Annotated in this window: 9 protein-coding genes; 3 read left to right on the plus strand and 6 right to left on the minus strand. The window is 61.8% G+C overall.

What is annotated here, in order from left to right:
• A partial coding sequence (locus tag AKL27_RS24570) for a S8 family serine peptidase (protein ID WP_232311094.1) occupies positions 1 to 588 on the minus strand: 588 nt, incomplete at its 3' end.
• 720 nt (positions 589 to 1,308) lie between these two features.
• Here AKL27_RS24570 and AKL27_RS24575 point away from each other — a divergent pair.
• The 3 genes from AKL27_RS24575 to tcuC all read left to right on the plus strand — a co-directional run bounded on the left by AKL27_RS24575 (position 1,309) and on the right by tcuC (position 3,680).
• Positions 1,309 to 1,674: a SpoIIAA family protein gene (locus AKL27_RS24575; RefSeq protein WP_050465525.1), complete on the plus strand. Its 366-nt coding sequence runs from the start codon at positions 1,309 to 1,311 to the stop codon at positions 1,672 to 1,674.
• 63 nt (positions 1,675 to 1,737) lie between these two features.
• Positions 1,738 to 2,136, plus strand: a complete 399-nt coding sequence (locus tag AKL27_RS24580; protein WP_050465526.1) for a VOC family protein — start codon at positions 1,738 to 1,740, stop codon at positions 2,134 to 2,136.
• Positions 2,137 to 2,390: 254 nt separating this feature from the next.
• On the plus strand, positions 2,391 to 3,680 hold the full coding sequence (gene tcuC / locus AKL27_RS24585) for an MFS transporter (RefSeq protein ID WP_050465527.1): 1,290 nt from the start codon (positions 2,391 to 2,393) through the stop codon (positions 3,678 to 3,680).
• A gap of 66 nt (positions 3,681 to 3,746) precedes the next feature.
• Here the strand turns inward: tcuC and AKL27_RS24590 are convergent, their stop codons facing one another.
• Genes AKL27_RS24590 through AKL27_RS24610 form a run of 5 tightly spaced genes read right to left on the minus strand, consistent with a single transcriptional unit; the run spans position 3,747 to position 12,478 of the window.
• A complete protein-coding gene (locus AKL27_RS24590; protein ID WP_050465529.1) occupies positions 3,747 to 6,488 on the minus strand; it encodes an autotransporter domain-containing protein in 2,742 nt (913 codons plus the stop codon).
• Positions 6,489 to 6,833 (minus strand): hypothetical protein, encoded by a 345-nt coding sequence (locus tag AKL27_RS24595; RefSeq protein ID WP_050465530.1) that lies wholly within the window; start codon positions 6,831 to 6,833, stop codon positions 6,489 to 6,491.
• A complete protein-coding gene (locus AKL27_RS24600) occupies positions 6,808 to 7,611 on the minus strand; it encodes a 2,3-dihydro-2,3-dihydroxybenzoate dehydrogenase (RefSeq protein WP_232311095.1) in 804 nt (267 codons plus the stop codon). Before AKL27_RS24600 ends, AKL27_RS24595 begins: the two co-directional genes overlap by 26 nt.
• Positions 7,608 to 11,597: a non-ribosomal peptide synthetase gene (locus tag AKL27_RS24605; protein WP_050465555.1), complete on the minus strand. Its 3,990-nt coding sequence runs from the start codon at positions 11,595 to 11,597 to the stop codon at positions 7,608 to 7,610. The genes AKL27_RS24600 and AKL27_RS24605 overlap by 4 nt, the downstream gene beginning before the upstream one ends.
• The gene (locus tag AKL27_RS24610; protein WP_157057087.1) at positions 11,594 to 12,478 is read right to left on the minus strand and encodes an isochorismatase family protein; all 885 of its coding nucleotides are present in this window, start codon (positions 12,476 to 12,478) and stop codon (positions 11,594 to 11,596) included. The genes AKL27_RS24605 and AKL27_RS24610 overlap by 4 nt, the downstream gene beginning before the upstream one ends.
• Positions 12,479 to 12,480 lie beyond the last annotated feature (2 nt).

Below are 12,480 nucleotides of genomic sequence, written 5' to 3' on the forward strand. Positions count from 1 at the left end.
CAACCCGCCCTTGGCCACGAACGGCTGGAAGATGTTGTAGTAAGCAGAAGCATTGGATGGTGCCGCAATGGAACCGGCAGCGTTGGATTGATTGAAAATCCGTACGCCGCTGTTGTACAGCCGGTTATAGATATCACTATTGAATTGCACGCTGTCGCCACCGGAGCCGGCGGCAATGCCATAGATATGGACATCCGGTGCGATCCCGGTATTGGTGCCGCCCAAGGCTTCCGCCACTTCCGTACCATGCTGATTGCCGTTGCCGCTGGCGCCGTTGAAGCCGCCGGTCAGTGAGTACACATCTTTGGTAATCCGCCCTGCCAGTTCCGGATCATTGACGTTGAAATCGGTATCGACCACACCCACCGTCACGCCGGCACCGGTGATGCCGCGTGCATGCGCAGCGCCGGCATTGCTGGGGTCGCCGACTGCGTATGCCGCCGTACCGCTGCCCGGATTTTGCGCACCGCCACCACCACCGCCGCCACAACCGGAAAGCGCTGCCGACACCGACATCGTGACCAGCGAAAGTTGAAAAGGAATCCGGGAAGTGCGGGAAGAACGACGGGAGACAAGCTGTTTGCTCATAATGACCACTGCGAGAGAAAGAATGAGATGAAACTGCCGACCGGCGCGACGCAAAATGCGTTGCGTGCAGATCGGAGGATGGCGCGTTGATGACGCTGCGGCCCGGCAGCGGCGCATTTCCCGCCGGTACGTCGGTGAAAATGGGCGGCTATATTGTCATATTGCTATGCACATGAACTGAATTTGCTGCGAAGCAAAATAAAGAAATACGAAAACCGCAACTGCTTCGAGACGAGTTTTCATGGCCGCTGATTGAGAACAAGAATTTCTGCGTCGCCGCTATCGCATTATTTCCAAGGCGCTGAAAACAAGCAGGCAACCGACATCCGGCGGCATGGTCTGTTCTGCATCGCAAACGCCGGCCACGGCCTGAACAAGTGCGCCGATCATAAAGTGGCGAGGCTGTGTTTTTCCGACAAAACCTTGTCAATTCCCGCCAACATGCGGTGGCGCATCATGCTGGTGCATGGCGGCCGATGACATGGTTGAAACACTGCCGGCGGGCAATTGTCAGGGCATCAACATGACCTGCCCGATTTCATCACCGGCACCGGTCAGCGCCTGATTGCGCTGGCAAGGAGGATTGACTGCGGCAGGCGCAAGCAGATCGGAAGCGGGATTGGAATGATGACGGCGGAAGGTCTATGATTAAATCAGAACGCATTTCATCGACCGCCATGCCGCGACCACGGAATGGGTTCTGCACACATGGAGGATCACATGCTTGATTACTCGATAATGGAGCCGCAGGGCATCCTGATGCTGGAACCCCGCACACCGATCAGCAAGGAAGATTTCGAAGGACTGTCCGCTACCGTCGACGGCTATCTCGCACAGCATGCCAAACTGCACGGCGTGCTGGTGCATACCAGGGAATTTCCGGGATATGAAAATTTTGACGGCTTTATCGCCCACATGCACTTTGTGCGCAAACACCATACCCAGGTAGAACGTGTCGCCGTCGTCACCGACAGTGTGTTTGCCAGCATCGCCGAAACCCTCGGCAAGCATTTCATTGCCGCCGACGTCAGGCACTTCCCGTTTGCCGACAGCCCGCGGGCGCTGCTCTGGTTACAACGCGAATGACCGGCAACGGTTGTCGCCGAAAGAAACCACATTACCCCGCCATGAGGTCAAGGAGACCGCATCATGAATCCTGTCGTTCACTTTGAAATGCCATACGAAAATGCGAGCCGGATGGCGACCTTCTATGCCACCGTGTTCGGCTGGCAGACGCAGATACTCGGCGAGGAAATGGGTAATTATGTGCTGGCGACAACGGCGGTCGCCGATGCCAGAGCCGGGGCGCCGGCCGGCGCCATCAATGGTGGCTTCTATCCGAAAAACCCGGACTGGCCGGCGCAGTTTCCCTCGATCGTGATCGCCGTTCCCGATATTGACGCGGCCATGGCGGCGGTCACCGCCGCTGGCGGCGAGGTCCTCGGCGCGCCGATGCAGATTCCCGGTGTCGGTCGCTATGTCGCCTTTTTCGATACCGAAGGCAACCGCAGCAGCATGCTGCAACCGGATGCGGACAGCAGCATGTAAACGCCTTGTCCCGACGCTGGCACCGCGCCGCATAGGCGAGTGATCTGCGGTCCGCCCAACAGCCCCGCAAAGCTGACAAATAGCTGACAGTCCGATTTGCTGAAAGCCATTACCAGAGCGGCTTTTCGACCATAAATTATGCTTATGCCAATGCACAAATCTGACTTCAATTCAGATAGACTGAACGAGGCAATGCGCCGACCATCGCGCTGATAACAATTCGTACCTCTCCTACCGCACAGGCATAGATAATCATGACCCCCAGTACTTCCGCTCCCGCTTCAAAATTCGCTACGGTCCTGCGGGTGACCAGCGGCAATTTCATGGAAATGTTCGACTTTTTCCTGTTCGGCTTTTACGCCAGTTATATCTCCAAGGCATTTTTCCCGAGCGGCAATGAATTTGCTTCGCTGATGCTGACCTTCATGACCTTCGGTGCCGGCTTCCTGATGCGACCACTCGGCGCCATCATTCTGGGGGCCTACGTCGACCGCGTCGGTCGCCGTCGCGGGTTGATCATGACGCTGGCGCTGATGGCGATCGGCACCATGCTGATTGCCTTCGTTCCCAGCTATGCCAGCATTGGTGTCATCGCGCCGTTGCTGGTGCTTACCGGACGACTGCTGCAAGGATTTTCAGCCGGCGTGGAACTGGGCGGCGTGTCGGTCTATCTGGCCGAGATGGCGACACCCGGCAACAAGGGTTTTTATGTCAGCTGGCAATCGGCCAGCCAGCAGGTTGCCATCATCGTGGCGGCGGCGCTCGGTTATGGTTTGAACGTCATGCTGACGCCGGCCGAAGTTGCCGACTGGGGCTGGCGCGTGCCGTTCTTCATCGGTTGCATGATCGTGCCGGTGTTGTTCGTGATTCGTCGTTCATTGCAGGAAACCGAAGAATTTCTGCAACGCAAGCACAAGCCGAACATCAGCCAGATCTATCACTCGATGCTGGAAAACTGGAAGCTGGTGATCGCCGGCATGATGCTGGTATCGATGACCACCGTATCGTTTTACCTGATCACCGTGTACACCCCGACCTTCGGCAAGAATGTGCTCAAGCTGAGCACCGAAAGCAGCCTGATCGTGACCTTCTGTATCGGCATTTCCAATTTCATCTGGCTGCCGCTCATGGGTGCATTATCGGACCGCGTCGGCCGCCGGCCATTGCTGCTGTGCTTCACCATCCTGACCATCCTGACCGCCTATCCGGCCATGACCTGGCTGGTCAACGACGCCACCTTCACCAAAATGCTGGTGGTCGAACTGTGGCTGTCGTTCCTGTACGCCAGTTATAACGGTGCCATGGTAGTGGCGCTGACGGAAGTGATGCCGGTCGATGTACGTACGGCCGGCTTCTCGCTGGCGTATAGCCTGGCGACTGCGATTTTCGGCGGTTTCACCCCGGCGATTGCCACCGGCCTGATCGAAATTACCGGCGACAAGGGCGCACCGGGATTGTGGATGAGCTTTGCCGCCATCTGCGGCTTGATTGCCACCCTGGTGCTGTATCGCAAACAAGCAACGGTCGGTACCGTCAGCGCCTGACAACGCACGCCATCAATACGCTCTGGTGCGGCAGCCGCAAGCCGCCGCACCAAAGCACCGCCCTCCTCAATCCCATACGATACGCAGACCGAGCGACGCCATGTGCTGATGCAGGCTGCCGGAAAACTGTTTGCCGTAACGGGCAAACCAATGCCAGCGGCGATTGATCGCGGCGGAAATGCCGGCACTGGTCCAGCCGCTGTTGCGCGGCAGCGCAATACCGCGCACATTGAATTGCAGCGACGGCGCTGCGGCAAAGGCGGCCTGCACATCCAGCCGGCCGTCACTATGTGCGTGCTGCCAGCCAGCATCCACTTGCATGCGCAGGCGGCCCGGCCACGCGGGATCGAATGCGGCGCGCACACCGAGCAGCGTGCTCAGGCGGCGATACGTCTGGCTGTCGCTGAACAACCCGAAGCTGCCGCCCTGTTCCTGAAAAGCGCCGCGCCTGAGATGCGCATACGCCAGCGCCGCAAACGGGCTGATGCGAATTGCCGCCCCGGACAGCCGCCCCGATTCAACATACGCCGTCAGCAAACGATCCTTGCGGGTACTGTGCAGATAGGACTGATCGGCGCCGGCAATGGCGATCCGGTTGATCGTACTCAACACCCTGCCGGCACCGATGCGCGCGGCGATATAAGCACCATGCGCAACATCCTCCGCCCCCGGCCACCGGCTCCGCGCATACAGCGAAAAGCCGAGATGGCGGACGCTGGCATTGCCGCCCAAACGATCAAAGCTGGCATGCCCCTGTGCATGCGACACCGCCACGCCGATCAGCGCACCGGCAGCGAAGCGTCTGTCGAAACCGAATTGCCGGCCCGCCGTTGACGTAGTGGCACTGGCATAACCGCTGTGCGCCAGCTTGCCGCGACTGCCGTCAGTGCTGGCCCACCAGCCGGCAGTGGGTGGCGAGCGTTCGTTGTCTGCCCGCGCCATGCGCGCGGACAGCGCCCGATTGATGGTCTGCGATTGCTGAAAACCCAAGGCCTGGACCGACGCGTGAATCTGTCCCGACAAACTGTCGAGTGCCATGCCCAGCGCGGCCGGGCTATCCAGTCGTTGCAGGCTGAGGGCACTGTCCAGCAAGGCGTTGTTGACGCCTGAGCTGGTGCCGGGGTTGGTGCCCGGATTCACGCTGGCGGCGGCATCGGCGGCCAGCATGAGCCGTTCCAGATTGGCGGCACTGCTGATTCTGCTGGCATCAGCACCCAATGCGCGCGCTGCAGTGGTGACGGCAACCCGCTGCAAATGGAGATCGACGCCATCGGCGGCATAGGTCAGCCGCGCTGCCAGCAATGGCGGCAGCGCGACACCGGCACGCCCGAATCCGATGCTGCTGAAACCGCCATGCAGGCGACCGGCCTGCAATACCCTGCGCGGCAACTGCCAGCCGGGGGCGGTGACATAACTAGTGACATCAGCGGCGACCGCAGGCCGCAGCAACACCAGGTGCGATCGCCCCAGCGCCGCACTGCCGCCGATTTTCAGCGGCATCTGCAAATCGCTGCTGAGGACGGCATTGCCGATCGCCATGTAATTGCCGGCAATCGTCAAGCCCTGGCCATCGTTACGCAAGTGCCCCTCATTGACGACGCTGCCGCCGATATGACCGCCGGCACCGGCCAGCTCGCCGCCGCGCTCGATCCGGACACCGGCCGCCACCGATCCCGTGACATGCAGGCTGCCGTTGACGATGCGACTGCGGCCGCTATAGGTATTGGCTGCCGGCAAGATCAGCGTGCCGCTGCCCTCCTTGACCAGACCGGCATCGCCACCGATGGCATTGGCAAAGGTCGAGACCATGCCATCGAAACGGACATGCACATCCGGTCCCAGCGCCAGTTCTTGGGCAAACAGCGTCGGCCCCCTGAGCGCCCGTGCCGGATGCAGTATTCCCCAGCCATAGGTGTCGACATCGCGCCTGCGCCTGGCGCTCGACAAGATGGTCTGGCGCAGCAAATCCGCGTTCATCCACGGATAGACCTGCTGCAGCAGCGCCGCCGTGCCGCTGACCAGCGGTACCGCATACGAGGTACCGAATTCGCGCTCGCCGGAACTGGGCGACACAAAGTCCCCCGCTGCCGCCAGACACCAGTTGCCGGCGACGCCGCAGCGGTTGGCGTAACTGGAAATGGCGCCCGCGATGGTATCGTCGGCACTAAATCCGTTAACACCGCCCACCGCATTGATCGCCGTCACCGCCAGCCAGCCGCGCTGCAATTCAGGATAACGTACGGGCAGACCAGCGGTCATGCTGGGCTGCTCTTTACCGCTGTTGCCGGTGGTCCAGATAAACAAACTGTCTTTGGCGACAAACGGCGCATATCTTTCGTAATAAGTATGCGCAGCGCCGGCGGTTGCGGTATCGATGAAGCCGACGCTGTTGGATTGATTGAAAATCCTGATGCCCAGGTCATACAGGCGGTCATTGATTGCCGCATTCAAGTACACATGAGGCCCCCAGCCCGAGGCAACCGCACGCATCCGCACCCCCGGTGCAATACCGCTGTTGTGCCCTCCGAGCACTTCTGCAACCTGTGTGCCATGCGTATCACCGGAGCCCTGCGCACCAAAAAAACCGGCACCTGTGGCGGCGGTCGGCGGCGAATACACTTCCTTGGTCAGGCGCCCGGCAAACTCCGGATTGGCGGGGTCAAAATCGGTATCGACAATGCCGACCGTGACCCCGGCGCCGGTGACTTCATGCAGTGGCAATGCCGTCATCGCATGTGCCGCAAATGCATGCGCCAAACACAACGCCAGCGACCCTTGCACAGTCTGGTGCAACCGCAGACTCACCATTCAGGTCTGCACCAGCAAAGGACAGGACAAGCTTTGCGCGGCGTGCAGCAGCACGGTCTGCCTGATCAACAGTGCTTGCACGCCACTGCTGCGGGCGTCGGCACAAATCGCGACCAGATAATCGTCGAACGCCTGCAACTGCCAGAAACGCCAGTCATCGGCGGCATGGCGAAAGCGCTCCAGCCGCAGTATCTCTTCGGTCGCCGGCAGCAACCGGTAACGCTGCAGCGGCGTAGCATCCCGGATCTGCGGGTAACGGCAGCACCAGAGATCGATTTGCTGCGGCGGCAACTCCAGCATGCGCAATGTCTGCACCGCTTCAAGCCGCCAATGTGGCACCGCCATCGACCCGCAGATCATGCATGGTGATGTGGCTGGCACGCTCGGATGCCAGAAAACAAACTGCCTGTGCGATATCCTGCGGCGTGGCGATGCGTCCCAGCGGAATGCCCACCCGGTATTGCTGTGGCGTGCCGCGCAATACGGCTTCCGGTGCGCTGCCGAGCTGACGCTGCATGTCGGTATCGGTAGCACCGGGCGAGACGTTGTTGCAACGGATGCCGCTGGCAGCAAGCTCCAGTCCCAGACAACGCGTGAAATGCATGGCCGCCGCTTTCGAAGCGGCATAGGCGGCCATGCCGATACGCGGCACTGCGGCGGCATTCGAACCGACCGTGATGATGACGCCGCGTTTGCGCGCCACCATGCGCGCCGCCACTGCACGCGAAGTACGAAACACGCCGCCGGCATTGACGGCGAAGACGTGGTCCCAATCAACATCACTGGTGGCCTGCACCGCGCCGACATGCAAGATACCGGCGACGTTGACCAAAATATCGATCGGCCCCACTTCCCGTTCCAGCCGCCCCGCCGCAGCGTCGACCGCCGCCGTTTGCGTGATGTCGGCCGGCAGCGGCAAGACGCGTCCGGCCGGGACTTGTATGGCCAGCGCCTTGGCCTGTGCCTGCAAGGCCTCGGCCTGATGATCCAGCAGGCCGACCGCCGCGCCCTGTTGCAGCAAAACGCTGGCAACCGTGGCACCGATACCTTGGGCAGCGCCGGTCACCAGCGCAATTTTCCCCGCAAATTCCATCTCTGATCCTGTTCCGTGTTGTGTCTTCATGCGCGACTTCCAAGCTCATCCAGTCTGGCGATGTATTCCGCCAGCACCCGTCCGATATGCGTCAGCGGCAAGCGCTGGCTCATGCCGGCATGCGTGCTGTCGATATCGACACAGTCAATCCCGCCATTGGTGTATTTTTCCCAGTCACGCCAGTCCGGGGTTTGCGCGACACGCCGTGCGGCGCGAAAAAACAGCAGATCGCCATCAAAGCGCGCATGGCGCAGGTCGCGATACAGGGCCATCGAATGCAGGGTCATCGCCACCAACTGTTCCAGGTGCTGCGCACCAAATGCCGCCAGCGTGCTGCCGGGACGTTGCAGACGCGCTCTGATTTCGGCCTCCGACAACAACTGGCCGTCGGGAGCGACATCGCTGTCGCCGATTACGTCGAGCAAGGCTTTCAGCGCATCGCGCTCCTGCGCCGGCGGCTTCCCGGCCCACATGTCGGCCGGGTAAGAATCCATCATCGCCAACAGCGCCACCTGCTCGCCTTCGCCTTGCAAGGCAGTCGCCAGGGCCTGGGCAATGCCGCCACCGGAGGACCAGCCCAGCAGCAGATATGGTCCCTGCGGTTGGGTGGCGCGGATCAGCGCCAGATACCCGGTCAGCAACGCGTCAATCGAGACTGGCGGCGCTGCCGTCAATCCTTTGGCTTGCACGCCATAGATCGGCATTTGCGGCAATTGCGCTGCCAGTCCCCAGTAGCACCACGCCAGCCCTTCGGCCGGATGAATGCAAAACAGCCCCGGTCCGGTGCCTGATTGCAGGGTGAGCAAGGCGGCGAACGGATCTTTCGCCGCTGCCGGCGGCTGATGTCCCAGCGGCGTATCCAGCGATTGCGCCAGACTGGCGACGCTGGCATGCCGGAACAATGCCGATACCGGTACTTCGCGTTGCAACGCATGACTGAGGCGATTGGCGACCTGAATCGCTTGCAGCGATTTGCCGCCGAGCGTGAAGAAATCACTGTCCGGCGTCAGCTCCGATACCCCCAGTACTTCGCGCCATACGGCCATCACCGCCAATTCCAATGGTGTTGCCAGTTGCTCGCCACACCACTGTTCGGCGACCGGACGATTGCGCAAGGCACCCCGATGGATCTTGCCATTGGCATTGCGCGGCAAGCGGGCAATCAGCGAAAATGCCGCCGGCACTGCCGGTGCCGGCAAACGTTCGGTGAGCCAATGCCGCAACACCGCCAGTTGCGGCATTTTGACAGCCACCAGAAACGCTGCCAGCCGCTTGCCGCCATCCGGCAAGCGCTGGCCGACCACGGCGACTTCCCGGATCCCGGGATAGCCCAGCAAGGTGCTTTCCACTTCGGCAGGGTCGATGCGATAACCGCTCAATTTGAATTCGTCATCGAAGCGGCCCAGATAGCGCAGCAAACCATCCGTGCCCAATTGCACGCGATCACCGGTGCGGTAAGCGCAGGCCTGCGGGAAATCCGGCAAGCGGATGAAACGCAGCGCCGTTACTGCATCCCGTGCCAGATAGCCATGCGCCAGCGTCGGTCCGATCAGACACAGCTCCCCGGCTTCGCCCACCGCTACCGTGCGCAATTGGCTATCGACCACGGCAATGCTGAGGCCGGCCAGCGGCGTGCCAATCGAGACCGGGAGATTCTCATCGGCGTGGCCGGCGCTAACCGGCATGCCTGGACCGGCCAGTTGTGCTGCCGTAAAAATCACTGTTGCTTCGGTCGGCCCGTAAGTGTTGAACAATTGCATGTGCGGCAGCGTTGTTGCGCGCCAGCGTGTGACGCGTTCGGCCAGCGCGGCTTCGCCGCCGATGATGGTCAGACGCACCGCCGGCGGCAAACTGGTACTGCCGTTGCCTACCGCATACGCCAGTTCGTGCCAGAAAGTGGTGGGCAAATCCAGTACGGTAATGCCGCGCGTGGCGCAGGCATCGCAAAAGCGACTCATCGACTCCAGCATGGCTGCAGTCCGCAGCACCAGCGCGGCACCATTGCACAAGGCGAGGAAGATTTCTTCGATACTGGCATCGAAATGCAACGGCGCAAACTGCAGGATGCGGTCGGTGTGCGTGATGCCATATCGCTGGCTGGCAGCAGCCACAAAATGCGCCAGCGCGGCGCGACCGATCTGCACCCCGTTCGGCAATCCGGTGGAACCGGAGGTATACATCACATACGCCAGCGCCGTGGCATCGACTGCCACCGGCGCGGATAACGGCGGCGGCGCCACCATGCAAGTGCTGGCGACAGCCGGCGCCGGCTGATCCAGGAACCAGCACCTGATTGATCCGGGCAGTTGTTTTTTGCAGGTTTCCACACTTAGTACCAGCACCGGCCTGGCATCATTGAGCACCATGTTGAGCCGGGCTTGCGGGCCCTCCGGATCAATCGGTACATAGGCGGCGCCGGCCCACAGCACCGCCAGCAAGGCAATCACGGCCTCCGGCGAACGTGGCAACAGCAACGCCACCAGATCGCCGGGACCGACCTGCTGCGCCGCCAGTTGTCCGGCCAGAGTCTGCACCCGCCCCAGCAACTGGGCGTAGCTCAGCGTGGCATGCCCGTCCTGTTCCAGTGCCGGCCGGTCAGGACGATGGCTGGCATGCCTGAGTAACGCCGCCAACACCGGTTGCGCAGGCTGGTGCAGCGGTTCGCCATGCAACACCGCCAAGCTGCGGGCGGCAGTCGACGCCACGCCGGGAAAACTGCGGACCATGGCACTGCCGGAACGCGCCGCCGCTGTCAGCAATACCGTCAGCGACAGGTGATGGGCCGCCAGTGCCGGCTCATCGTAGGTATCCGGATTGGCTTCCAGGTCAAACCGGACAGGGCTGGCCGGATCCAGCCCGGGCGCGAAGGTAAGCGCCAGATCTTCCACCGGCCCGGCCGCTACCCGATGTGCGCTGGCGATCACATCGCCGAACCGCAACCGGCGGTCGAACGGCAGGATGTTGAGTACCGGACCGAACAGGCGCCGGCCGCTGCCGCTCAACGCCAGGTCCTGCTTCAACTGTTCGTAGCGATAGCGCTGATGCGGCCGCAGCATGCTCAATTCCTGCGCCGCAGCACGCGCCACCTGAGCAAATGTATGGTCCGGCAACACCTGCAACCGCAGCGGCACGATATTCATCGTCATGCAGGGTACGTTCAGCGTTACCGAACCGAGGCGGCACATGACCGGCACACCAAGCGTGATATCGGTGGCGCCGGTGGCCCGGTGCAACCAGACAGCCGTACCCGCCATCAGGAATACGCTCCAGTCGATGCCCAGTTCTTCTGCCGCATTGCGCCATGCCATGAAATCGGCCGCAGCAACGTTACCGCGCCAGCGCACGATGCCGTGCGCCACCGGCGCCGGTGCTGCCAGCATAGCCGGCGGCGGCGCGGCGGCGAGCTTGTCGAGCCAGAATTGACGGTCATGCCGCCAGGCCCGGGAGGCACGATAGGCCTGATCTTCCGCAATCACCAGCGGCAACGCTGCCGGCTCGTGAAACGGGCCACACAGCGGCGGCTGGCCGCCGCACCGCGCCGCATACAAAGTCGCCACCCGCTCACTCAGCAAGGCATAACCGAAACCATCAAGAGCAATGTGATGCACCCGCAAATGCCACATATACCGATGCGGTCCCAGACGAATCAGCGCACAACCGAACAAGGGACCGACCGCGAGATCGACGGTGCGGACCAGATCGGTGCGGGTCCAGACTTGCCATGCCTGCAGCGGACAGGGCGAATGACTGAAGTCGAGAGTTTGCCATGTCCATTTTTCATAACGGCAGCGTTGCCGCACCTCATCGCCATCGCCTTCGTAACGCATGTGCAGTGCCTGGCATGCGGTGATCACCTGCGTCACGACCTCCTCGAACACGGCGACATCGAGCTCGCCCTGCAATTCGATTGCTTCTGCGGTCCAATATGCCGGACTGGCCGGGTCCAGTTGCTGCCCCAGCCAGATACCGTACTGAGCCGCCGTCAGTGGCAGCGGCATGTTGTCGGCCGGCGTCATGCCCGGCTCTCCCGGCGCGCCGCCATCAATGCCCACCAATGATTCAGATCCGGATGCGCGGCCAGTTCGGCAAAGCCGAGGCGGCAACCGGCCTGATGCCAGCGCTCGATCAAGCGCATCAGCCGGATCGAATCCATGCCGCTGTCCAGCAAGTTGTCGTCGGGCTTCAGATCGTCTGCCGGTATCTGCAGCAGCGTCGCCACTACCGTGCGCAACTCTTCCAGACTGCGTGGCAGCAGCATTGCACCGCGCAAGGTCTCAATCACCTGTTCGCTGGTAATGGCAATCCCGCAGCGGCCGGCCACATACGACAATGCCAGGGCATGCTGATCCGCCGAAAAATCGGCCACTGCATCGCCCACCATGAACGCCTGAATATCGTTCATGAAGGCCTCGGCCACCGTCATCATGCAACCGATGTGGGCATACACGCCGCAGACGATCAACTGATCCCGCCCCTGATCCCGCATCCGCTGCAACAGATCACTTTTGGCGAAGGCGCTGTAACGCCACTTGTCCAGCACCACGTCGCGCGGACGCGGTGCCAGCGTGCCGATCACGCTGACGCGCTCCGGCACGGCGGTAATGCCCGGCCCCCACCAGTCTTGCAGCAAGCCACGCTGACCGGCAGTCTGCCGCGCCGGTTGTGCGGTGTAGACCACCGGCACGCCGACCACATCGCACGCGGCACGCAGGCGGCGCACATTGGCAAGCAAGGCTGGCACCGGCGCCGCTTCGGTGTCAAAAAAATCCATGAAATATTGCTGCATATCGTGAATCAGCAACACCGCACGCTTGGCCTCCGGTTTCCACCCGACCCGGTTCGTTGGCATGGCGGCCTGATCGGGCATGGGATAGGAAGCGATCTTGGGAATGCTCATCG

Source organism: Herbaspirillum autotrophicum (assembly GCF_001189915.1).
In the GTDB taxonomy this organism is placed as follows: domain Bacteria; phylum Pseudomonadota; class Gammaproteobacteria; order Burkholderiales; family Burkholderiaceae_D; genus Herbaspirillum; species Herbaspirillum autotrophicum.